We start from the raw sequence: 24,319 nt of genomic DNA on the forward strand, positions 1-24,319 counted from the left end.
GTTTAATCGATTCAGATAGTTAGACTTATTATCATTTTTTATAGAGATACCGTTAAATCCTGCTCGTACTTTACTGAGTAAATGCCGAGCACCAGCGGTAGGTGAGACTAGCATATAAAGTCAGAACGCTGCAATAATTATGACCATAGATGCATTCATTTGGCTAACCTATCATGCCTATACCGTTAAAAAACCAAGCTGAGACACCAATGCCACCTATTATTCTATTTATTTTAAAAGCGCTTGAAGGTCGCGGTGCTGAGCGTATGGTTGCGACGTTGGCAAGCACTTATGCAGATATGGGCTATCGTACTCATATTCTATGTTTGGAAGCGACGCAAGATATGCTACTAGACGCTCGTGTGCAATATCACATCGTGCCATATGATGAGGTGTTTTCTGAGCAGAATCTCGACCCAGAATCTACGCAAGCACAAGCCTACGAATCAGTCGCTAAGCGTATTGACACTTACGTGCTTAGCCAAATAGGAGTGCCAGATTTGATACTGGCTAATATCTATAAGATAAACTGGATTATGGCATATAGTCAGTTGCCAAATATCGTAAATGTACTGCATACGACGCTATCAAAGCAGTTCCAAAACCAATTATTAGAGTCGCCAGTACAGACTATAAATCATTTGAAAATGGTCTATGGCGCTCATCCTTGTAGCTGTGTGAGTAAAGGTGCACGTCAAGATTTGATTGATATTATAGGAAATATTACCAAAACCACAACAATCTACAATCCTTGTGATGCTATTGCTATAAAGACCAAAGCAGCAGCATCTAGCCATCTTGAACATTTCGGATTAGTAGATAAAGAGTACATTATACATGTCGCCTCATTTGATGACATGAAAGGTCATCGAGACTTGCTACAGGCGTATGCTAAAACAGAACGAAAGCTGCCATTAGTGCTAGTAGGTAAAGGTAGGCTTGAAGCAGAGATTGAACAGTTGGCTGTCCAACTAAATATTAGCGATAGTATTAAATTTTTAGGCTTCCAGACCAACCCTTATCCATTAATTAGATCAGCTGCACTGATGGTACTCACCTCTAAGTTTGAAGGCTTTGGCTATGTCATCGTAGAGGCGCAAGCACTGGGCGTACCAGTAATCAGTACGGATTGTCCTTTTGGTCCACGAGAGTTATTACCTAAGAAAAACTTAATTGCGGTAGGTGATATTGATGGCTTGGCCACTCTCATCGATCAAGCCATAGACAACCTTACAGATTATATCGTGCCGCTAAACCAGCAATTACTGCCTGAACATATTGCAAGACAGTACTTAGCGTTTGGTTCTGTTTTAGATTCAGATAAAAATGAGGGTTTATAACTTGTAGTGGTTCTTAATTAAACGCAATTAAGTAAAGGTTATTAACTGCGAGTCATTAACTAGAAAGTGTCGAATAGCGATTTAGAGATAGGAGAGTGATTGATGACAGGAACACCATGCGATTGATAGATTCTGCCGAGCAAGTTAAACGAAGGGATAATGCGCTCGTTCATGACTTTGCTGAGCATACTTGGTGCACTATTGTTTTTATTTTCATAAAACCGTGGTTGCTTACTGTTAAGCAGGTCAATACCATATAGATGAATACACGCTGCTTGACGCGAAAACGCCAACTGCGCCGCTACATAGGCAACAGTTCCTGCTTCCACAAATCCATGAGTAATGTTAAGAGAGACGCCGATGTCAGCCGCTTTATGATCGCTATCAATAATAAAGTTTGGATTATTGATAAAGTACGATAGCGGCATTTTTTTATTGAGTAATTTTTTCTTAAAGATAAGCTTATTAAAAGATAGCTTGTTTGACTTGACTCCCCATGGCCTATCTACTGGGTACAACACTCGCATGGCATGATGGTACGTTCGCATAATATCAGGGTGCGTGGTAGCCATCGCTTCAAAGACAGCTAATGTTGCATATAGAGGTTGACCCTTATAGTACTGCTGTAAAATCTCCGGCTGATGACTGATAAAGCGCGCATCACTGATGACGTAACCAGCAATATCGGTAAACTGATGCTGCCCAACCAGGCTGATACTGCCATTAACAAAAATAGTAGGCGTATCTAGGAGCTCTGCTAACGGCAGCTGCTGTATAGATGGTCCTGAGGCGATAATATTGACGTCTTTTCCATGCAGGCTTTGTTCAGGTTCATTGGCATTAAAAGCATTGATAATGATGAGCTCATTATCAATGTTGAACCCAGCGGTAGCAGGTAATCTCAAATATAGCGCCATACTATTTTCCAGTCGTTTATTTCACCTATCTTATATCTTAATACACTGCCTTTATGCTAATTATAAATTGCCTACATATGGTTAATTACTAAGCATTTATTGCCAATGGTCTTTCAACCATGGGCTTGGCTTCACATGTCGATACCATTTACCACCACTACCAGCAATCGCATCGGGCGGGTTAATCTCACCGTGGAAGATAACGATTTTGGCATCATCCGGCAGAGTAGGTGTGCGTACAAAGTTAAAAGGAATCGGCGCAATACATTGGTACTTAAAGCTAACACACCATGTCTTATACCAATACTCTAAGTGGTGATGCTCACGCAAATAGTTAGAGAGATAGGCCTGCTCGTGACGTACTTGGGTGCGAATGGTTTCAAAGTTCCGCTCAAAATTGGACAGCAAATCAGGATAGGTATTCATACCAATATTAAAGCGATAGACAGAGCTATTACCAATCATGCGCCAAGGTTTTTTCCAGTCGCGGATGATGACGACACTGTCCTCATGCTCAGCTTGGTAAGTAAAAAACGCATCGATATTATCAACAATGACGATATCGATATCTAAAAATAGGGCCACACCTTTTAAATCATACAGCTCAGGCTTAAAGGTAGTCAATTTTTTCCAACCACGTTCAGGACCTGCTGGTAAATCCATGTCAGGTATCGGATAACAGGCAATCGCAGGGTCGATACCTGTGCTGTCATCGGTCAAGCAAACCATTTGAAAATCTAAGGTTAGATGTCGACTAACCATGTTGTAAAGACGATTGACGTATTCAGGACCATATTTGTTGCCCCATTTCATACAGATGATATAACGCTGTTCAGCAGTATCTGTGCTGGTTTGATTAGGGTCTATAGATGAGTTCTTAGTTACGTCAGATGTCATAATGCACTCGTATTGAGATAATAGTCAGATAAATGAAGGACTAATAAAAATAAAAGGATATAGAGTTCAGCCAATATTAGCATAGCTGTGACTGATGGTACGTCTAAACTGATGGTATGTATAAATAGGCAACACTAGGTTGGTGATGACTAATGATTGTCGAGCTTAGTGTTATCGCTTTTAACAGTACTATCGTTTTTAACATTGTCGATTTTAACATTGTCATTTTGAACGCTATCGTTGATATCGCTATCAGAACGATTAGAAACGCTAGAATGGTGAGATTGGATAAAAGCTGCTAAAGTCTCTTTATCTTTTCGGTAAGGATTGCCTAAGTTTGGTATACGCTTAAAACGTCGATAGCCCCACATATAATGACTGTAATTGTCTTTAATCATACGCTCCATGGCCTGATTGAGAGCATAAGTCGCCACTTCAGCATTGCGGTCATACAAGGCTGGATCATCGAGTTTGTAGCAGTAGATATCAAAACCGCGTCCATCGGTACGGCGAATACAAGATAAGCCAACCAGCGCACATTTGGTTTTGCTTGCCAGTTTGGAGGCAAGGGTACTGGTCAAGGTTTTGATACCAAAGAACGGAACGACAACGCCGCCTGATGGCTCTGGAACGTGGTCGGGCAATACAATACTAAAACCACCTTGCTTGAGCGTTTTAAACACGGCTTTGACGCCGCTACCATCAGTAGGTACCAAAGTCGCGTTAAGTCGCGCTCGTCCTTGAAGGATAAACTCGTTAGCGAATTTGCCGTCAACTGGCTTATACATAATGGTTGGCGCACCAAACTGGTTGAGCCAAGCATTCATCATCTCCCAAGTGCCGAGATGCGGTACGATAGCAAGCATGCCATTTGGATTGGCAAGACCCTCTAAAAAAATGTCTTTATTATGGACATCACAAATCTGAGCGATACTCCACTCAGGAGGCATCGCCCAGCTTTTTATAGATTCAATACTGGTCAAACATTGATGATAAATAATGTCTTTGGTCAACGCACGCTTTTGCTGCTCAGACAATGTATGAGTAATCAGCGCCATATTGATCTGAATGGTACGCATGATACTTAAACTGGGTATCTTAATGATAACCCACGCAACAAAACGTGCCAGCATCTGCAGTACAGACAATGGCACGACTTTGAAAATATGATACGGATTCATGACCACTCACATGGTAATGAATCACGTAACAAGCACTGTAGACAGCAACTGCGCATCATCAAACGATTTATTCAGCAGGCTTGTTGGTATCAGCTTGTGCTTTTTCACGCACACGGATACCAAGCTCACGTAGTTGTTTGCTATCAACGCCAGCAGGTGCTTGGGTCAATGGGCAGTCAGCTGTTTTGGTTTTTGGGAAGGCGATAACGTCACGGATAGAGCTTGCGCCTACCATCAACATAATCAAACGATCCAAACCAAATGCTAGGCCGCCATGCGGTGGCGCACCGAATTTTAGGGCATCAAGTAAGAAACCAAACTTGTCTTCAGCTTCTTGCTCACCAATACCCAAGGCTTCAAGTACAGCTTGCTGCATATCGTAAGTATTGATACGTAAGCTACCACCACCAATTTCAGTACCATTCAATACCATATCATAAGCGATAGAAAGGGCAGATTCTGGGTTGTTTTTCAACTCTTCAACTGAGCCTTTAGGCTTAGTGAACGGATGATGCATTGACGTCCAACGACCATCGTCAGTTTCTTCAAACATTGGGAAGTCAGTTACCCAAAGTGGTGCCCATTCACAAGTCGTCATTTCAAGATCTAGACCAATTTTTTGACGTAATGCACCAATTGCATCATTCACGACACTGGCTTTATCCGCACCAAAGAAGATAATGTCGCCATCTTCTGCAGCAGTACGCTCGATCAAGCTCACAAGCACGTCATCAGTCATGTTTTTGATAATTGGAGACTGTAGGCCTGACTCTTTATCCACACCGTTGTTGATGCTGCTAGCGTCATTGACCTTGATATAAGCCAAACCGCGTGCACCATAAATACCAACAAACTTGGTATAAGCATCGATTTGCTTACGGCTTAATGATGCGCCACCAGGGATGCGTAGGGCAGCCACACGACCTTTAGGATCGTTAGCAGGACCGGCAAATACCTTAAAGTCAACGTCTTTCATCAAATCTGCAACATCAACCAACTTTAGAGGAATACGTAAGTCAGGCTTGTCTGATGCATAGTCACGCATTGCTTCAGCATAAGTCATGCGAGGGAATTGCTCGAACTCAACGTCCATCATTGTCTTAAACAAATGCTTGATAAGGCCTTCGTTGATGTTCATGATTTCTTCTTCGTTCAAGAAAGAAGTCTCAATATCTACCTGAGTAAATTCAGGCTGACGATCAGCACGTAAATCTTCATCACGGAAGCATTTAGCGATTTGATAATAACGGTCAAAACCTGACACCATCAATAATTGCTTAAATAGCTGTGGTGACTGCGGCAGGGCAAAGAAGTTACCTGGACGGGTACGTGATGGTACAAGATAATCACGCGCACCTTCAGGCGTTGCACGAGTCAAGATAGGCGTTTCAACATCCAAGAAACCATGATCGTCTAAATAACGACGAATCGCTGACGTTGCCTTGGCACGGAACACCATACGCTCTTGCATTTGCGGACGACGCATATCAAGATAACGATACTTTAGACGCAGGTCTTCAGATACAGTTGTTTTTTCGTCATTCAATGGGAATGGCGGTGTTTCAGACTTAGCCAGTACTTCAATTTCTTTGCCCAATAGCTCAATCTGGCCACTGGTCATATTATTATTTTCAGTACCTTCATAACGGCGACGTACGCGGCCAGTTATCTTTAGCACGTATTCAGGACGTACAGCATCTGCTGCTGCAAAAGCTTCTGGGGTATCAGGGTCGACCACAACCTGTAAGATACCTGCGCGGTCACGCATGTCTAAGAAAATCACGCCACCGTGATCGCGACGACGATGTACCCAGCCTACGATACTAATGGTTTGCTCAAGCAAGCTCTCGGTTACGGCTCCGCAATACTCGTCTCGGTATTCGCTATGCGTCATAGTGCTTTGCGTCATAATATGGTTATCCAGTTATCAGCCCAATTCGAAGTACAATAATGCAGCCATTGTTGTGCGTTTCAAGCTATTTGCCAAAAAAACACACAAACAACGCGATCAAGACAAAGGGTCATCACGTTGGCTGCAGAAAATTTGATATAAACGCATATTATGCCTAATCTGCCTTTGTTATACAACCGGCTGAGGTCAATCAAAGAACGGGAGTCTGCAAGTATCTGACGTATTTATTCAGTGATATTTATATTGGGTTAAATATTGTCATCATGCTTGAAAACACCGCTTAGTGTGCACATATCAACCGCACGCTAATAAAAACAGCCATATCAATATATTTACTGACTTGAGGATTTGTAACCATGCTATTTCATCCCCCTAAAAACCCTGTCGAGCTTAAAATACGCCACTTAAATGATGCTCAAAAGCAGCGCCGTGAAGATTTGATGGAAGCCACCCAAGGCAAAGCTGCCCTCAAACAGTTCAAAAAAGTCATGGCCAAAAAAGCCAAGCAAGCATTGAAAGCAAAAACTAAAAATAAGAAAAAACATACTGATGATAAAGCACAAGTTTTTGTGCTCGATTTTGATGGTGATATCAAAGCAACTGCGGTCAAACATTTGCGTGAAGAAATCAGTACTTTAATTAGTACCGCAAATAAAGGTGACGAAGTTATCGTCCGTCTTGAATCAGGCGGCGGCTTGGTACACGGTTATGGTTTGGCCGCAGCGCAATTGGTTCGCCTAAAGGATGCTGGCTTAAAATTGACGGTCTGTGTTGATAAAGTGGCGGCGAGCGGTGGTTATATGATGGCCTGCGTTGCAGACATGGTAGTAGCTGCACCATTCGCTATCATTGGTTCAATCGGTGTGGTGTCACAGTTGCCAAACTTCCATAAATGGCTAAAAAACCATGACGTCGATTATGAAATGTTTACCGCTGGTGACTATAAGCGTACGGTAACTGTATTTGGTGAGAATGATGCCGAAGACCGTGCCAAATACCAAGAAGAACTAGAGCAGACGCATGAGCTATTCAAGCATTTTGTTAATACGTATCGTCCAGAACTCGATGTTGCCAAAGTAGCTACGGGTGAGCATTGGTATGGCGAAGATGCATTAAAGCTTAACCTGATTGATAGTCTACAGACTTCAGACAGCTATATTTTAGAGCGTATGGAAGACAACGAAGTGTATGCACTATATTCACGTCAGAAGCCGACGTTAGCAGAAAAGCTAGGATTGGCTCAAGCAGCAGAAGCGACACTGAGCATGGCTGTAGATAAATTACCTGATGCACTTGCACGTTTTGATTTGAACAGCCGCCTAAATATTCTGAAATAATGTTAGTTATCATTATGATAGTTAAATAATGGTATTTTAGTGCTCAGAAGTTTTTAGATACATTGTTTATATTTTGTAAAAGGCGTGGCCTAGCTGGTCGCGCCTTTTTGCTGTTTATTGACAATTGCTGTGTTATAAATGTAGCACACGGAAAACAGTATACGTGCGTACACTAAAGCTCTAGTAGAGCTTTTTATCAACATTTGATTTAGACAATCAATAAAGAAAAGGAAGTCATTTATGTCTAACGACAATTTAATGTTTACCGCAACAGAACATGGTCAAGCCATGCATGCCAAAGTCAAAGCGTTTATCGAAACGAATATTGAGCCTATCGAAGCCCAATTCTGGGAAGATTGTCATAAGAAAAACCCTGATGGTAATTGGGAAAATTGGGAGTGGCCAGAAGCCTACGAAAACCTGCGCAAACAAGCACGTGAAGAAGGCTTATGGAATTTATTCCTGCCAGATGACACACTAGGTGCAGGACTGTCAGTCACTGATTATGCGCCTATTGCAGAATTGACTGGTCGTAGTTTGCTAGCACCTCATGTATTTAACTGTAATGCACCTGATAGCGGTAACATGGAGCTGTTATGGCGCTACGGTACTCAAGAGCAGCAAGACAAGTGGCTTACCCCAATCCTAGAAGGTAAGACACGCTCTGTATTCTGTATGACTGAGCCTGACGTGGCGTCAAGTGATGCAACCAATATGCAAGCAACCGCCGTAGTAGATGGTGATGAGATTGTCATCAATGGTAGCAAGTGGTGGTCATCTGGTCTTGGTGATCCAGCGGTTGACGTCTTGATTGTGATGGCATATACCGCGGATGAAAGTGCAGACCGTCATCATCAGCATTCGATGGTGCTTGTGCCAGTCAACACACCAGGTGTGAATATTAAACGTATGCTTAAAGTGTTTGGTGATTATGATGCACCGCACGGCCATGGTGAGATTAGCTTCGAGAATGTGCGTGTGCCAGTCAGCCACTTTATTGGTGGACCTGGTAAAGGTTTTGAGATTGCACAGGGTCGTCTAGGGCCAGGTCGTATTCATCATTGCATGCGCTGTATCGGTGCTGCCGAAAAATCTCTTGAATTAGCGGTCAAGCGTGGCATGTCACGAACTGCCTTTGGTAAGCCGTTACTGCAATTGGGTGGTAACTTTGAGCGTATCAGCGAGGCCCGTATCAAAATCGACCAAGCACGCTTGCTCACATTGTACGCCGCCCAAAAAATGGATGCTCAAGGCACCAAAGCCGCATTGACTGAAATCTCTGCTATCAAAGTAGTGGCGCCAACTGTGCTACAAGAAGTCGTCGACATGGCGATTCAGATTCATGGTGGTATGGGCGTATGTCAAGATACCTTGCTACCGAATTTCTACGCGCAAGCACGTGTACTACGTTTGGCAGACGGTCCAGATGAAGTACATAAAACCATGATTGCTAAGCTAGAACTGAAACGTCAGGGCTTTAGTCGTTCTGCTAAATCTGACAAAGCTTAGTCTTAAGCTTAATCTTAACAAACGGTTGTGTGAGTTGGTTTTGATTTGCTCACGCAACTATCAAGAATAAGCCAATCAAAATGCTAATTGAAAATTCACTATTAACAATTTAGTAGTGAATTTTTCATCACTAGAGCGAGTCCTCATCTCAAAAATGGTAATAAGCATTAGATAAATGGAATTGAGAACTAGTTCGCATATCTGTTATAAAAATAAATGACCACATGATAAGGAATGTCTCATGGCAACTGATAATAAAGTACTAGACAAAGGCGGTGCCGTACGCGAGGGTGAAGAGCTTGATGCCAAAGCAGTAAGCGCATGGCTTCGCGGTCAAGGTGTCGACGTGATAGGCGAGCCTACAGTCACTCAGTTCTCAGGCGGCGCATCAAACTGGACGTATCGACTACAGTATGAGGGTGAAGATAAAAACCAAGATCTCATATTACGTCGTCCACCAAAAGGTACCAAGGCAAAATCTGCCCATGACATGGTGCGTGAGTACACCGTTCAAAAAGCATTAAAAGATGCTTATCCTTATGTACCTGAGATGATTGCGCTATGTACGGATGAAGCTGTTATCGGCGCTGATTTTTATGTAATGGAGCGGATGGAAGGTATTATCCCTCGTGCAGAATTGCCAGAAGGTATCGATCTAAATCCAGAACAAACGCGTCTGCTTTGCACCAATGTATTAGACGCTTTGGTAGAGTTACATCAGATAGACTATACCGAGCATCCTGATTTGGTTAATTTGGGCCGCGGTGAAGGTTACTGTGAACGCCAGATCAGTGGTTGGGATAAACGTTATGTTAAAGCAAAGACGCCAAACGTACCAAGCTTTGCACTGGTTAGACAATGGCTTGCTAAGCACACGCCTGCTGATAGCAAAACTTGTATCATTCATAATGATTGGCGCTTTGACAATGTCATACTTGATGCAGATGAGCCGACCAAAGTTATTGGCGTGCTCGACTGGGAGATGGCAACCCTTGGCGATCCATTGATGGACTTGGGTAGTGCGTTGGCTTACTGGATTGAAGAAGATGATAATATCATCATGCAGCAATTCCGTCGTCAGCCAACACATTTAGAAGGCATGATGACGCGTGATGAAGTGGTTGAATATTATCTAAAACAGTCAGGTTTAGAGATAGATAATTGGACCTTTTATGAAGTGTTCGGATTGTTCCGCCTCTCAGGCATTATTCAGCAAATCTACTATCGTTATTATCATAAGCAAACCACCAATCCAGCGTTCAAAAACGCTTGGCTCGTTATACATGTCATGCATGCTAAATGTTTGAAACTAATTGCGCAATATGAAGGCGAAGCCTTATTCAATGCGCATGTGCAGCCGCATTTAGAAGACATAGGGGTAGATGCTGCTGCTATCGAGCAGTTACCAAGCCCTGTTCAAAAAGTGGTCAAAAGTATTTTACCAAAAGGTTATTTTGCAAAAGCACCTGACTCTCCTGAAGCGTAAGTATTCAGCAAACCGTACTTTAGCAAATATGATAAAAGGTAATAATTTATGACAACCATACTTTTAGCACGTCATGGCCAAGCGTCTTTTGGACAAGAAAACTATGATCAACTCTCAGAACTAGGCACTGTTCAGGCACAAATGTTAGGTCAGCACTATGCAGCTACGCAGCGCCGTATTGATGCCATATTTACTGGTAGGTTGGTTCGACAGCAAGACTCAGCACGTCATTTTTGGGAGCGTTACCAATCATCTGTACATGTTAATAATAGCAATGGCACAGCTGTTGCGCCCGCAATCAACTTTGATCAGCCTGATAGTTATATTTTGCCGCAATTTGATGAATTTAATCATAAAGACGTGTTCGTTAAGTCAGCAGAGGCATCTGGTAATCGATCTGACATCTCAGCTGAAATCGCCAAAGCAGAATCGCCAGCGACACGACTGGCAGAGCTATTTGATCAAGCGATGCGACGCTGGCATGCTGGTGACAATGATCAAGACTATCTTGAAAGTTGGCCACAGTTTAATGATCGTGCACAGCAAGCCCTTGAACAAGTACGTACGAAAGTAGCAAGCATGAGCTTAGATCAGGACAGTACCGTACTCGTATTCACTTCAGGCGGCGTCATCGCTGCAATCACTGCACAGTTATTGCGACAAGGCAGTCAGACCGCTTATCAGCTGAATAAAAGCTTGGTTAATACGGGTGTGACCTCTATTACTTTAAAGAATCAAAGTTCTCGCTTATTGTCTTTAAATGAATACAGTCATTTATTTTCTGATGGTAAACCGTTTGTGACATGGCGATAAATTTACACATGGTTTGCGAATAATATAGTGTCATATCTGCTTAAAGTATAAGCCTTATCGACGTTTATACTAAATACCAATTTAATTCTGTGCAATATCGATATACAAAGGACGGTACATGCAAAATAAATTAATAAAATTGGTTGCTAAGAGTGCGCGCCATAGCAAAAACCAGATAGTAGGCGCGGTACGACCTGCAAGCTATCTAAAAGGCTTGAGTAAGCAGCAAGTAGGCAAAGGTAAAACGGTGCTTATTACAGGTGCCAGTTCAGGTCTGGGCGAGGGTATGGCCAGATTGTTTGCTAGCCTTGGCTACAACTTGGCTATATGTGCGCGTCGCACTGATCGTTTAGAGCATCTAAAATCGGAGATAATAGACAAGTATCCTGATATCCGAGTCGAATACCAAGCACTAGATGTAAGTGATTATGATACGGTTTTTCAAGTATTTGATACTTTTGCAGATGATTTTGGTAGCATTGAGCGAGTAGTGGTCAATGCTGGCATTGGTGATAGTCGCCGTATTGGTAAAGGGCATTTTGAAACCAATCGTCGCACTGCTGATGTCAATTTTGTCGCCGCACTGGCACAGTGTGAAGCCGCCATGAATATCTTCCGTGCTCAGAACAGTGGGCATTTGGTCGTGATATCGAGCATGTCAGCCATGCGCGGATTGCCTAGGCATCTGACGACCTATGGTGCAAGTAAAGCTGGTTTGGCTCACTTAGCAGAAGGCATTCGTGCCGATATGCTTTTGACCAATCTTCCTATCAAAGTTTCTACAATTTACCCAGGTTATATTCGCACTGAAATCAACGAAGGCTCTAAGCCATTGCCATTTGAAGTCGATACAGATACCGGTACTAAAGCCATTGTCGCGGCTATCGAAGCGGGTGTAGATGAAGCCTGTGTGCCGAGCCTGCCTTGGTCTATGGTCAGTCATGCGATGAAGCACTTGCCATTACAAGTAATGAATAAACTAAGTTAATCAAATTGGGTTTCCTAAGGTAAAAAAGAAGAAGCCCACTATAATAATAGTGGGCTTCTTCTTTTATTTACTCTGAAATAGCAGGGCAAGTATTACAACGTTTGAGGGTTATTTGACATATGCTGTTCACGCAATTTTTGACGTAGTACTTTACCAACATTACTCTTTGGTAGTTCGCTGACAAACTCAATATGGCGTGGACATTTATAACCAGTCAAATTTTCCAGTGCGAATTCTTTGATAACTTCTTTAGTGACATTGTTATCGGCAGGTACGATATAAATTTTAACCGCCTCACCTTGATTTTCATCAGGAATGCCAATCACGGCGCAATCGACGATAACATCACAATCAAGCATAACGGATTCGATTTCATTCGGAAATACATTGAAGCCTGAAACTAAGATCATGTCTTTCTTACGATCTAGTAGAGTAAAGTAGCCTTTCTCATCCATGCTGACGATATCACCAGTGCGGAAGTAGCCATCGCGAGTAAAGTCATTGCTATTGTCTTTATTAAAATATCCTGACATAACGTTTGGACCTTTGATACACATCTCGCCTGCTTGATGCATGCCAACACGCTCACCGTTTTCGTCAACCACGATAATATCGACACTCGGTACAGGTATACCAATAGTACCGTTGAACTTGCGGTCAGTGATAACGTTGGCAGTACCACCAGCCACGCCTTCAGTCATACCCCAACCTTCAACCATGGGGCAGCCAGTTACTTCTAACCAACGTGCTGCGGTTTGCTCGGTTGCCGCCATACCACCTGCTTGCGTAATACGTAGCGAGCTAAAGTCCAAGTCTTTAAAGTTTGGCTGGTCAAGTAAACCTTTAAATAGAGTGTTCACAGCAGGGAAGATGTGGAACGGTTGTTTTGATAAGGTTTTGACAAAACCTGGCATATCGCGCGGATTAGGTACTAGGATAAAGGTATAACCTGAACGCATACCAAGTAGACTCAGCATGAAGGCAAAAATATGATATAGCGGTAAGGCCATAACCATATTGATATATACTTCATTGATACCTGAGGTCACAGGACGATACCATGCCTCTGATTGCATAGCAGCAGCGACGACATTACGTTGTGTTAGGACAGCACCTTTAGATAGTCCAGTCGTACCACCTGTATACTGCAAAATAGCTTTCTGTTGTAGGGTGGTTTTTGGTGCTTGAATCGGTAGATTCTTACCTTTCTTTAGAACTTCAGGGAACTTAGTAACGTCATACTTAGGATCGTTTAGGTTGTACTTTGGAACCAAGCGTTTGACCTGACGGATGACCGTATTGACCAAAATACCTTTTAGACCCATCATATCGCCCATTTTTGACAGCACGATACGTTTGATATTGGTCTCTTCAATGACTTGCTCTAAGGCTTGAGCAAAGTTGTCAACGACAAAGATAACCTGAGCACCTGAGTCATTCAATTGGTGACGCAACTCGCGACCCGTATATAGTGGGTTTACTGGAGTGCAAACATAACCTGCACGTAGAATACCAATCATAGTTGGTAGATATTGGGGAACGTTTGGCATCATAAGAGCCACTACGCTGCCTTTAGGTAAACCTTGAGCCTGTAACCATGCTGCTACTGCCAGTGAAGCGTTATCAACATCACCATAAGTATGCGTCACACCCATACAGATAGTCATCGGATGCATACGAAAGCGGTTAAAACACTCTTCATATAACTCTATGAGGCTTTCATACTGATCCGGATTAATCGTCTTAGGTACGTTTTCCGGGTATTGAGAAAGCCAAGGTTTATCTACAGTCATGATTAGCGTCCTTAAATATTAAAATAAATTAAGGCTCTATAAAAAAGTAGTCACATCCATGTCAACAATTTATATTGCTGTTCCGTTAGCAAGAAATTGTCGAGTGTTATCCTATATATTCACATACTGCTAAAATACGAGGCCCTTATAAAGTTTGATTTAACCACAGAGCATAAATATCTCATCAGGTTAAAAAACTAATTAATGTTTTGATAATGAAAATAGCTACTAGTAATACTGCTAATCAATCGATATGAGTCATAATTATATAAGATTAAAATAACAGAAAGTATAGTGACACATTTTGGCAATACATTAACATAACTACAACCTTGCCTGTTATGCTTATACAAGAACTTGATAGTTTACAGTTAAATTTGATAAATGAAATAATATATGTTGAATAATCAGAAAATACCTAGACAAATAATTTACTTTCTTATCAAGTAATTAACATGAAATTTATTCAAAAGATGTCATATAACTGAATATGAAAGTAGATTTGTAGTAATTATAATAGAGAAATTTTATAGTTGAATGACAGAAAATAAATATACAAAAAGGCATCTTACAATTACTGTAAGATGCCTTTAGTAAAAATAAATTCATGTTTTTAGAATTTTTTAAAAATTGTCTCTATTTATACTTGAGGGTAGTCTGCATTGTGTTTTTCACGCAATTTTTGACGCAGTACTTTACCGACATTACTCTTTGGTAAGTCGCTCACAAACTCAATGTGACGTGGACACTTATAACCCGTTAGATTGTCTAACGCAAAATCTGTAATCACTTCTTTGGTAACATTATTGTCTTCAGGTACTACGTATATTTTGACCGCTTCACCTTGATGACTATCAGGAATGCCAATTACCGCGCAGTCAAGAATACCATCACAATCAAGCATCACGGACTCAATTTCGTTTGGAAATACATTGAAGCCTGAAACCAAGATCATGTCTTTTTTGCGATCTAGCAGTTTAATATAACCCTTGTCATCCATGCTGACGATATCACCAGTGCGGAAATAACCATCACTAGTAAAATCAGCACTACTGTCTCTATTCAGATATCCAGAGGTTACGTTAGGGCCTTTAATACATAGCTCGCCCCCTTCGTTTAGATCTACATGCCTGCCGTCTTCATCGATAATAATAACATCTACGCCAGGTGCTGGCACACCGATAGTACCGTTAAACTCACGATTGGTAATAACGTTGGCGGTGCCGACTGCAACGCCTTCTGTCATACCCCAACCTTCGATCATCGCGCAGCCAGTTACTTCTAACCAGCGATTCGCAGTTTGCTCAGTAGCCGCCATACCACCAGCTTGTGAGATACGTAAAGAGCTAAAGTCCAAATCTTTAAAATTAGGATTATCGAGCAGCCCCTTAAAGAGGGTATTTACTGCAGGGAAAATATGGAATGGTTGTTTTGATAAGGTTTTAACAAATCCAGGAATATCACGTGGATTAGGGATTAGTATAAAGGTATAGCCTGAGCGCATACCAAGTAGGCTAAGCATGAATGCAAAAATATGATAGAGCGGCAGCGCCATTACCATATTGATATACACTTCGTTAATTTCTGATGTGATAGGGCGAGTCCATGCTTCTGATTGCATCGCTGCTGCTACGATATTACGCTGTGACAAAATAGCGCCTTTCGAAAGGCCTGTGGTACCGCCTGTATATTGTAAAAATGCTTTTTGATCCAAAGACATTTTTGGTTGCTGAAAAGGTAGGTTTTTACCTTTTTTCAATACTTCAGGAAACTTAGTGACATGGTACTTAGGATCGTTAAGGTTGTATTTGGGTACTAAGCGTTTGACCTGACGAATAATTGTATTGACCAAAATACCTTTCAAACCCATCATATCGCCCATCTTCGATAGGATTACACGTTTGATAGCCGTTTCTTCAATAACTTGCTCAAGCGCTTGGGCAAAGTTATCAACCACAAAGATTGCCTGGGCACCTGAGTCGTTAAGCTGATGGCGTAATTCTCGGCCAGTATATAGTGGGTTAACAGGGGTACAAACGTAGCCTGCACGTAGTATTCCAATCATGGTGGGCAGATACTGTGGAACGTTTGGCATCATGAGAGCGACGACACTACCTTTTGGCAAGCCTTGATTCTGTAGCCAAGCAGCGACTGCCATTGAAGCATTATCAATATCACCATAAGTATGAGTCACTCCCATACAAATGCTCATTGGATGTCCACGGAAGCGATCGAAGCATTCTTCGTACAGCTCCATGATGCTGCTATATCTATCGGGATTAATGGTTTTTGGCACACCGGCTGGATATTGAGAAAGCCAAGGTTTGTTCGATATCATAGTTAGCATCCTTGCGATTTGATATAGGCTAAAGTATTTTAAGAAGGTATTTGTCAATCTATCAATAGTACAAACCACCACTTATTTAGGTGGTATATACCATATTCAATAGCATCCCTGTCTATTGATTAATAGCTAGTCTTTTTGCTGCTATAACAGCATTCTATTTAATGAGTATTTAGATAAAGCATTAAATAGAACAAACAAATAAAATGTTTAGTAAAAAAAACAATGCTCGTTCTAAAACTATTTATCTGCTGCTTACCAATAAAGTATCAAAAAAACGATACATTTGAGCAATACATTAGCATGAATTTAGTCTAAAACAATAACAGTAAGCGATACTGAGCAGTACATATATTAACTTATAAGAATATATAGGCTCTTTTATCTCATAAATGAAGGATTAAATAACTAATATTGGTGAGTTGATAAAATACAAACGAATGTAGATGCCAAAATTATTGCGGTAAAATAAATTGATCTTTTTTATTAAAGAAACGTCGATAGATGAGTAATGCACTGATAGTGCAGCCAAGCGTGCTGCTGACACATATCAGGAACATAGTGACTATTTGGTAGCGTACGGCTTGAGTGGGATCGGCGCCCGCTAGGATTTGACCCGTCATCATGCCTGGTAAGCTAACAATACCGACGACTAGCATAGAGTTTAAAGTTGGAGTCATGCCATTGGTGATAGCTGCTTTTATCTGCTCATGGACGGCTTCGAATGGCTTAGCAGATAGACTGAGCATCATTTCTACGCGCCCTGATTGCTCATGAAAGGATTCAATCAATTGATTGCTCGTCAACGAAATGGCAGTCAGAGAGTTACCTAATATCAGACCCAATATAGGAATAATGAATTGCGGTGTATACCAAGGCTCAACATTCAAAATCGCTATAATCGCAATCGCTGTTACTAGTATTGCTGAGATACCGACTGCCAATAACGTATCTGTCAATAATCCTCTATAACTGCGTTTAACGCGATTTTTGGCCGCACTTCCTGCAATTAAAGTCATGACCGTTAAGATAAGTAGTACTTCATACCATTGTTCACGTGCAAAAATCCACGCCAGTATCAGCCCAATAAAGCTAAGCTGTATAATCGTACGAAGTGCCGCTATTAAAAGGGTCTTGCTTAGCTTTAAACGTAACCGCCAAGAGATGAGTAACACGATAATAATTAAACTACTGGCAAGAGCAATATCACTATAAGTGAGAAATATTTGCATATCATTCGTACCACTCATATGAGCTTATTTAGAAAGTAATTATAGTAATAATACAAGGTGAGGGTTAAGGTTATTAACGTGCTAAATTGTCTGAGCAACTATACGAAGACTTACTCATTTGATTAAATGTTTCTGATAAAAGCTCTTCAAGAGTCCGCAGTGAGCACACCGGCTTGCATGTGCCAATGTCTATTTGCCAAAGGCATAATATCTTTTGTGTCGTGAGTCACCCATAGGAGTGTGCGCTGTGCATCTGCGCGCAACCAGCTGATGAGTAAGTTGACTAGCTGTGTTGAAGTGTCAATGTCCAAAGCAGCAGTTGGCTCGTCTAGCAATAGAACTTTTGGACTAAGTTGTAATAGACGCAATGTATTGACCAGTTGGCGCTCGCCACCAGATAAGTGCTTGGCGTCCTGTTGCAAAAAATCTGCACTTCTATCTAAGTGTTCAAGCTGAGCAACATGCCAGTCTATGTCAAAAGTCTGCGATTGGTGAGCATATAATTGATAAGGCATTTGTAAGTTTTCAAGGACACTACCGTCTAACAGTTGTGGATGCTGAGCAAGTAGGGCGACCTGCTGGCGCCACCGTATAGGCGCAGTCTCATGCATATCGTGATAAACATTACTCGACGTGTCATCGTGCAAACGAACAGTACCGCTGCTCATTGGTAATAATCCTGCCAATACTCGCAATAGTACTGATTTACCGCTACCAGACGCTCCTGTCAAAACAGTGACTTGCCCTGACAATAGCATACCGCTCGCACCGCTTATTAGCGTTCGATCAGGAGTTGATGGCTCTTTATCCAGTGAAGCGTCTGCGGTTAGCGTGCTTGCCCATTTTTGATAAATACTAGACGGCATAGAGATTTTATTCGAGGCTTCTTTGCTATTTTTAATGCTTTGAGCATTTATCGTCCGTTGGCTATGTACCCATAGGTTATCAAATTCAAGCAACACTCTACCCGTATCTATGCTCATAGCAGTTCTACTGCTGACCATTTACTTGCTCAGCGATAGCTTGTTCGATCGTAACGCGCAGTTTTTTTGGCACACGAATAGGACGCATTGGTGGGGTTGTCGCTGCAGTATCTTGTTTATCGCTGCCTATTTCATCATTACTCATTGGCTCTGGTTTGACGAGGTTTTGTACGCAGGCAATAACGATTTTGGTGCTGCTTAGTAGCTGGCTATCATCTGTTTCGGTAGTACTATGATTTGGTAGATTGCGATATATACTTTGGTAAAATATGATGCTGGCAGGTTTTAGCTCCACTTTATCAATACGTACGCTAATTACTTCATCTAATAGAATGGCTCTTTTGTATTGCAAGTCTGCCTGACTCACGACAAAATGCTGCACTTCACCGCTATCAGTCTGCAAAAAATACCCATTTAAGCCCAGCTCAGTAAACCAGTCGCGTCGGCAGTTTTCAAAAAACACCAAATGATTGGCGTGATAGACTATACCGCCAGCATCAGTATGGTTAATATAGACGTTATAATCTTTAGCAAATAATGGTTTGGTGTCATCATTCATGGCTGATGTCGTATTTTTTTGATTAATTGTTGTCATAGTGATGCTCGATATTTTTAATAAGTATTGTTGAATAAAAGTGTTTCAGATAGACCAATAATAGATAGTGCTTATAATAGAGTTACTCTAGCTCAAGATTTCAGACCATGCAACCGCTAGAACCGCTTACATTTGTTATCATAGCCGTTTATATCTCACCCATTTATAGAGCGCTATATTCTAACCAATCAGTATAGGACAGTTTATGACCCGTTTTGTCAGTTTTAACATCAATGGTATCCGTGCACGTCAGCATCAGCTCGAGGCGGTGCGCGAGGTAATCGATCCTGATGTCATGGGCCTACAAGAAACCAAGGTTCATGATGATCAATTTCCGCTTAGCGATATCGAAGGGCTAGGCTACCACGTCGAGTATTTTGGACAAAAAGGGCATTACGGCGTTGCACTCTTATCCAAAGCTGCACCTGTATTTGTACAAAAAGGCTTTCCTGGCGAAGATGAAGAAGCCCAAAAGCGCTTTATCCATGCACGTTATGAGTTTGAAGGTCGTGAAGTGGATGTGCTCAATGGTTACTTTCCGCAAGGAGAGAGCCAAGATCACCCGACTAAATTTCCTATGAAGCGCGCTTATTATGCCAATTTGATGGCTTATATTGATACGCTAAAAGCGGAAGGTCGTTCGGTTATCGTCATGGGTGATATGAATATCGCACCAGAAGATATCGATATTGGTATTGGTGAAGTCAATGCCAAACGCTGGTTGAAAAACAGAAAAACCTCATTTCTGCCGGAAGAGCGCGAATGGTATTCAGCATTGATGTCACGTGAGCTGACAGATACTTACCGTCTGCATTATCCAACGAGTACCGAGTTATACAGCTGGTTTGATTATCGCAGTCGCGGCTTCAATGATGAACCTAAGCGCGGGTTACGTATTGATCATATTCTATGTACCTCAGACTTAATCGATAAATGTATCGATGCTGGTATCAGTTATGAGCTACGTGCTATGGAAAAACCTTCAGACCATGCACCAATTTGGTCAGCATTTGACCTAAAAAAACCGTAATACTTATATACTGTGATACCTATATATAGTCAATTCTCATGTCAATTAGATACGATGATTAGCTTGCTCAGTCTGCTGGTTGTAGCATTATAGCTAGTTCTTCTTGTATCTGAACTGTCTTGAACTGACGCTAGTATTTATCACTTAGTATTCCGTAAATAACGATAAAAATTGAAAAATAAGGATTTTATTATGGCTGTTGGAAATGTATCAGTACCTGACGTTATCTATCCTATCGACGGCATCAAGCTCAGTGCCACAGCGGCAGGCGTTCGTTATAAAGATCGCGATGATTTAGTAGTCATCGAAATATCGGATAAGGCCACTACTGCGGTTGTAACCACTAAAAATACCTTTTGCGCCGCGCCAGTGCGAGTATTGCGTGAGCACTTTGCTAAGGTTAGTCCGCGCTATTTAGTCACCAATACGGGTAACGCAAATGCAGGTACGGGCACTGATGGCAAGCGCCGCGCTATTGATATCTGTACAGCATTGGCTGATAAAGCTGGTGTAGATACCAATACAATATTGCCATTCTCTACCGGCGTGATTGGTGAGCCATTAAATAGTGATGCGGTCATTGCAGGTCTGGATAATGCATTAGCTAACCTAGCGCCTGATAGCTGGCTAGCTGCTGCCAATGGCATTCGCACAACAGATACCATTCCTAAATTGGCCAGCCAAAAAATTGATGTAGCAGGTACTAGCTATCATATCACTGGTATGTCTAAGGGCTCAGGAATGATACGCCCAAATATGGCGACTATGCTGGGCTATGTGGCGACAGATGCTAATATCGCTGCTGACTTATTGCAAGAGATGCTAAGCGCTATCAATGAGCAGTCTTTCAACCGCATTACTGTCGATGGCGATACCTCAACCAATGATTGTTGTGTGTTAATCGCAACAGGTGCTGCTAGCTCAGAGGTGATTGATAGTCCAGAGCATCCACATTATCAGCCTGTATTCGATGCATTAGCTGATGTGTTTGTCCGTCTAGCACAACTGATTGTACGTGATGGAGAAGGCGCTACTAAATTCATGACGGTCAAAGTGACTGGCGGTCAAACCACGCAAGAATGCTGCGATGTGGCTTATGCAGTCGCACATTCACCCTTAGTAAAAACGGCATTTTTTGCTAGTGATGCTAACTGGGGACGCATATTAGCAGCAGTGGGCTATGCTGGTATCGAAAATTTAGATACAGAGCAAGTTGATGTGTATCTAGACGAGGTAATGATTTGTCAAAATGGCGGTGTTGCACCTGACTATACAGAGGAGGCGGGCAAAACAGTCATGAGCCGACCTGAGATTACCATTCATATCGACCTTGCACGTGGTGATGCTAGTGATACGGTGTATACCTGCGATTTATCATACGATTACGTCAAAATAAACGCTGATTATCGTAGCTAGTAATCTTCAATAAAACAGAATTTGCATAGTTGTATAAGAGCCAGCACAATATTTGTTCTGGCTTTTTGATGTCAAACTTCTGCTCAGTAGCAAATAACTCTGCTATTCAATACGCTTCATTAACATCAGTTGCAAAAGCTGACGTTACTTTACAAAGCAGTCATAGAGGGTAAGACGATTAGCGACCTATACTGGTTTCAGTAAGAAGCAAACAACCTTATTAGCTTGTAGCAAAGCAAGATCAGGTGTTCAAAATAATAAGTTTATTTAAGTAACAATGAATTACTAGCTAAATCAATAAATGAGCCAGTAACTAAGCTATCAATAAAGAATCAATAACAATTATCTGAGGATTGAATAATGAAGAAATTAGCACTTGCAGCATTGATGACGACTTTTGCCCTTTCTGGTTGCTCTACGATGGGTATGGACAATGAGCGTACGATGGTTGTTGAAGGACAACCTATGAATGTAAAAGTAGTAAACATCCCAAGTTTTGAAGTAGAAATTGCACCGCGTAAAGCAGTGTGTGACTTGACTGCTACTGATGGCAGCATGGTTGAATCACAGTGCTTGCAGTATCGTCAGACCTATCAGAAAAACTACACTACGCTAAACGGTAATATTCAAGGCTTTACCTATGAGCCGAACTATCGTTATGTCCTAGATGTACGCCAAGAAGCAGTAACAGCAGAAGGCTCAAATATAGTGCAGCCAGTTTGGATTCTAAATGAAGTGGTATCAAAAACTGCTGAATAATATTGATAGCAATATATAGACAATAAAGCAGTTATATATGACAAAAAGGCCTCTAACGAATTAGAGGCCTTTTTACGTGTTTATTATTAGTAAATTATGTTCTGAGAAATCAAATTAGCATTGACTGTAATTGACACTGACGCCACGCGTTGCCGTAGGAATTCTATTATCAGCATAGACCGCCAGACCCCCTCGTGCTGTTTCTTTATATTTATCAGACATATCGGCACCTGTTTGCTTCATCGTTTCTATCGCTTTGTCTAAAGAGACGAAGTGCTGACCATTACCTCTACAGGCTAGACGTGCTGCATTGATTGCTTTAACTGCACCCATCGCATTACGCTCGATACAAGGCACTTGTACCAGTCCGCCAATAGGATCACAAGTAAGACCTAGATTATGCTCAATACCAATCTCTGCTGCATTTAGGCATTTTGCTGGCGTGCCGTTCATGATTTCTGCCAGTGCGGAGCCTGCCATTGCACATGCCGAACCAACCTCACCTTGGCAACCGACCTCAGCACCAGAGATTGAAGCATTTTGTTTGATAAGGCTACCGATAGCAGTGGCGTTTAGCAAAAATTTACGAACGCCATCTTGGCTGTAGTTGGGCAAAAAATCACGATAGTAGTGCAGTACGGCAGGGATGATACCTGCTGCGCCATTGGTTGGAGCTGTGACTACTTTGCCGCCATTGGCGTTTTCTTCATTGACGGCGAGCGCGTACAAATCGACCCAGTCCATAGCGGCTAACTTATCAGTCTTGGTGATAGGTTGGTCTTTTTCAGCACACAGCTGCGTATGCAAATCTTGGGCACGGCGTTTTACATCTAATCCACCCGGCAAGATGCCACCATTTTCACAGCCTTGTTTGACGCAGTCTTGCATCACTTCCCAAATGCTATCTAAGTAAGCAAATACTTCTTCTTTGGCATGGAAGTGACATTCGTTTGCCAGTACCAATTCGCTGATGCTCAAGTCATGCTCACGACATTGCTCTAGTAGCTCTGCTGCGTTATTGAACGGGTAGGGAACTCTATCGATGGTCGGGCTGGCATGATCTTCGTCTGGGTTAGTTGCATCTTCTTCATTAATGACAAAACCGCCACCAACTGAATAATAAGTCTGCTGATAGCGAACACCTTCAGTTGAGATAGCGCGTAGCGTCAATGCATTAGGGTGATAAGGCAGCACAGTATCGTCATACCAGTAGATGTCTTGCTCTGTATCAAAAGCAATCGTATGCGTGCCTGATACATTAAGAATCTTGTCAGAGAAAATAGGAGATAGGTAGCTACTGGTCATACGTGTGTCTATCGTGCTAGGCGTGTGTCCAAGCAGTCCTAACAAGATAGCGGTATCTGTTGCATGGCCTTTTCCAGTCGCCGCCAAAGAGCCATACAGTTCAATCTCAATGGTCTTAATTGCAGTCAGTTCCATCTGCTCAGTTAGCGAGGTCAAAAATAAGTTTGCAGCGACCATCGGTCCGACTGTATGCGAACTGGATGGGCCGATGCCGATTTTAAATAAATCAAAAACACTGATCATAATAAGTCACCAAAAATTTTAAGCGCTTTAGCCTATTTTATCTATGGCATTGGGCGCTTTTGTGAAAAATATAATAGACAGCCGTCGCTCCTAGTCACCATTGATAGGTGGGCGCGAGACACTATTTATGAAGGTTATAAGGTAAATGAGCACTGAGGGCAATCGAATAATAACTTTTATTTATTTTGAAACTCCGTTATCATGCTCGCAGTCAACAACTATGTAACATCCTGTAAGTT

Annotated in this window: 19 protein-coding genes; 9 read left to right on the top strand and 10 right to left on the bottom strand. The window is 41.9% G+C overall.

Annotated features, from left to right (window positions below; all coding sequences use genetic code 11):
- Positions 1–173 precede the first annotated feature (173 nt).
- Entirely contained in the window at positions 174–1,340 is a 1,167-nt protein-coding gene (locus ACS8FA_RS20725; protein WP_439266648.1) for a glycosyltransferase, read from the top strand.
- 59 nt (positions 1,341–1,399) lie between these two features.
- Here ACS8FA_RS20725 and ACS8FA_RS20730 read toward each other — a convergent pair whose 3' ends face one another.
- The 4 genes from ACS8FA_RS20730 to aspS form a co-directional block, all read right to left on the bottom strand.
- The gene (locus ACS8FA_RS20730; protein ID WP_522901990.1) at positions 1,400–2,257 is read right to left on the bottom strand and encodes a WaaZ-like lipopolysaccharide core biosynthesis protein; all 858 of its coding nucleotides are present in this window, start codon (positions 2,255–2,257) and stop codon (positions 1,400–1,402) included.
- Positions 2,258–2,353: 96 nt separating this feature from the next.
- The gene (locus tag ACS8FA_RS20735; RefSeq protein WP_439266643.1) at positions 2,354–3,154 is read right to left on the bottom strand and encodes a glycosyltransferase; all 801 of its coding nucleotides are present in this window, start codon (positions 3,152–3,154) and stop codon (positions 2,354–2,356) included.
- Between the two features lie 149 nt (positions 3,155–3,303).
- On the bottom strand, positions 3,304–4,335 hold the full coding sequence (locus ACS8FA_RS20740) for a lysophospholipid acyltransferase family protein (protein ID WP_439266641.1): 1,032 nt from the start codon (positions 4,333–4,335) through the stop codon (positions 3,304–3,306).
- 67 nt (positions 4,336–4,402) lie between these two features.
- The gene (aspS, locus tag ACS8FA_RS20745; protein WP_191115386.1) at positions 4,403–6,229 is read right to left on the bottom strand and encodes an aspartate--tRNA ligase; all 1,827 of its coding nucleotides are present in this window, start codon (positions 6,227–6,229) and stop codon (positions 4,403–4,405) included.
- A gap of 374 nt (positions 6,230–6,603) precedes the next feature.
- On the opposite strand from aspS, the gene sohB reads away from it, so the two are divergent.
- The 5 genes from sohB to ACS8FA_RS20770 all read left to right on the top strand — a co-directional run bounded on the left by sohB (position 6,604) and on the right by ACS8FA_RS20770 (position 12,380).
- Positions 6,604–7,584, top strand: a complete 981-nt coding sequence (gene sohB, locus ACS8FA_RS20750) for a protease SohB (RefSeq protein ID WP_439266639.1) — start codon at positions 6,604–6,606, stop codon at positions 7,582–7,584.
- A 258-nt stretch (positions 7,585–7,842) separates the two neighbouring features.
- Positions 7,843–9,093 carry an acyl-CoA dehydrogenase family protein gene (locus ACS8FA_RS20755; protein WP_227526716.1) on the top strand — a complete coding sequence of 417 codons (1,251 nt, stop codon included), beginning with the start codon at positions 7,843–7,845 and terminating at the stop codon, positions 9,091–9,093.
- A gap of 241 nt (positions 9,094–9,334) precedes the next feature.
- Complete coding sequence (locus ACS8FA_RS20760; RefSeq protein WP_439266636.1) at positions 9,335–10,579, top strand: phosphotransferase family protein; 1,245 nt, start codon at positions 9,335–9,337, stop codon at positions 10,577–10,579.
- Positions 10,580–10,627: 48 nt separating this feature from the next.
- The gene (locus tag ACS8FA_RS20765) at positions 10,628–11,392 is read left to right on the top strand and encodes a histidine phosphatase family protein (protein ID WP_439266634.1); all 765 of its coding nucleotides are present in this window, start codon (positions 10,628–10,630) and stop codon (positions 11,390–11,392) included.
- A 118-nt stretch (positions 11,393–11,510) separates the two neighbouring features.
- Complete coding sequence (locus ACS8FA_RS20770; protein WP_439266632.1) at positions 11,511–12,380, top strand: SDR family oxidoreductase; 870 nt, start codon at positions 11,511–11,513, stop codon at positions 12,378–12,380.
- Between the two features lie 92 nt (positions 12,381–12,472).
- On the opposite strand, the gene ACS8FA_RS20775 is transcribed toward ACS8FA_RS20770, so the two are convergent.
- From ACS8FA_RS20775 to ACS8FA_RS20795, 5 genes are all read right to left on the bottom strand, one after another.
- Positions 12,473–14,173, bottom strand: a complete 1,701-nt coding sequence (locus tag ACS8FA_RS20775) for an AMP-binding protein (protein ID WP_439266630.1) — start codon at positions 14,171–14,173, stop codon at positions 12,473–12,475.
- Positions 14,174–14,813: 640 nt separating this feature from the next.
- Positions 14,814–16,511 (bottom strand): AMP-binding protein, encoded by a 1,698-nt coding sequence (locus ACS8FA_RS20780; protein WP_439266628.1) that lies wholly within the window; start codon positions 16,509–16,511, stop codon positions 14,814–14,816.
- 461 nt (positions 16,512–16,972) lie between these two features.
- Entirely contained in the window at positions 16,973–17,749 is a 777-nt protein-coding gene (locus ACS8FA_RS20785; RefSeq protein WP_439266626.1) for an ABC transporter permease, read from the bottom strand.
- A gap of 146 nt (positions 17,750–17,895) precedes the next feature.
- Positions 17,896–18,732 carry an ABC transporter ATP-binding protein gene (locus ACS8FA_RS20790; protein ID WP_439266624.1) on the bottom strand — a complete coding sequence of 279 codons (837 nt, stop codon included), beginning with the start codon at positions 18,730–18,732 and terminating at the stop codon, positions 17,896–17,898.
- Positions 18,733–18,739: 7 nt separating this feature from the next.
- Positions 18,740–19,327, bottom strand: a complete 588-nt coding sequence (locus ACS8FA_RS20795; RefSeq protein ID WP_439266622.1) for a thioesterase family protein — start codon at positions 19,325–19,327, stop codon at positions 18,740–18,742.
- 205 nt (positions 19,328–19,532) lie between these two features.
- Here ACS8FA_RS20795 and xthA point away from each other — a divergent pair, with 205 nt between their 5' ends.
- The 3 genes from xthA (at position 19,533) to ACS8FA_RS20810 (ending at position 22,532) form a co-directional block, all read left to right on the top strand.
- Positions 19,533–20,357, top strand: a complete 825-nt coding sequence (gene xthA / locus ACS8FA_RS20800) for an exodeoxyribonuclease III (protein ID WP_427620527.1) — start codon at positions 19,533–19,535, stop codon at positions 20,355–20,357.
- Between the two features lie 192 nt (positions 20,358–20,549).
- Complete coding sequence (argJ, locus tag ACS8FA_RS20805) at positions 20,550–21,773, top strand: bifunctional glutamate N-acetyltransferase/amino-acid acetyltransferase ArgJ (protein ID WP_439266620.1); 1,224 nt, start codon at positions 20,550–20,552, stop codon at positions 21,771–21,773.
- Between the two features lie 360 nt (positions 21,774–22,133).
- Positions 22,134–22,532 (top strand): DUF4377 domain-containing protein, encoded by a 399-nt coding sequence (locus ACS8FA_RS20810; protein WP_439266618.1) that lies wholly within the window; start codon positions 22,134–22,136, stop codon positions 22,530–22,532.
- Positions 22,533–22,646: 114 nt separating this feature from the next.
- Here ACS8FA_RS20810 and ACS8FA_RS20815 read toward each other — a convergent pair whose 3' ends face one another.
- Positions 22,647–24,083: an L-serine ammonia-lyase gene (locus tag ACS8FA_RS20815; RefSeq protein WP_414559037.1), complete on the bottom strand. Its 1,437-nt coding sequence runs from the start codon at positions 24,081–24,083 to the stop codon at positions 22,647–22,649.
- Positions 24,084–24,319: the final 236 nt, after the last annotated feature.

The organism is Psychrobacter sp. 1Y1, assembly GCF_051847395.2.
Lineage (GTDB): Bacteria > Pseudomonadota > Gammaproteobacteria > Pseudomonadales > Moraxellaceae > Psychrobacter.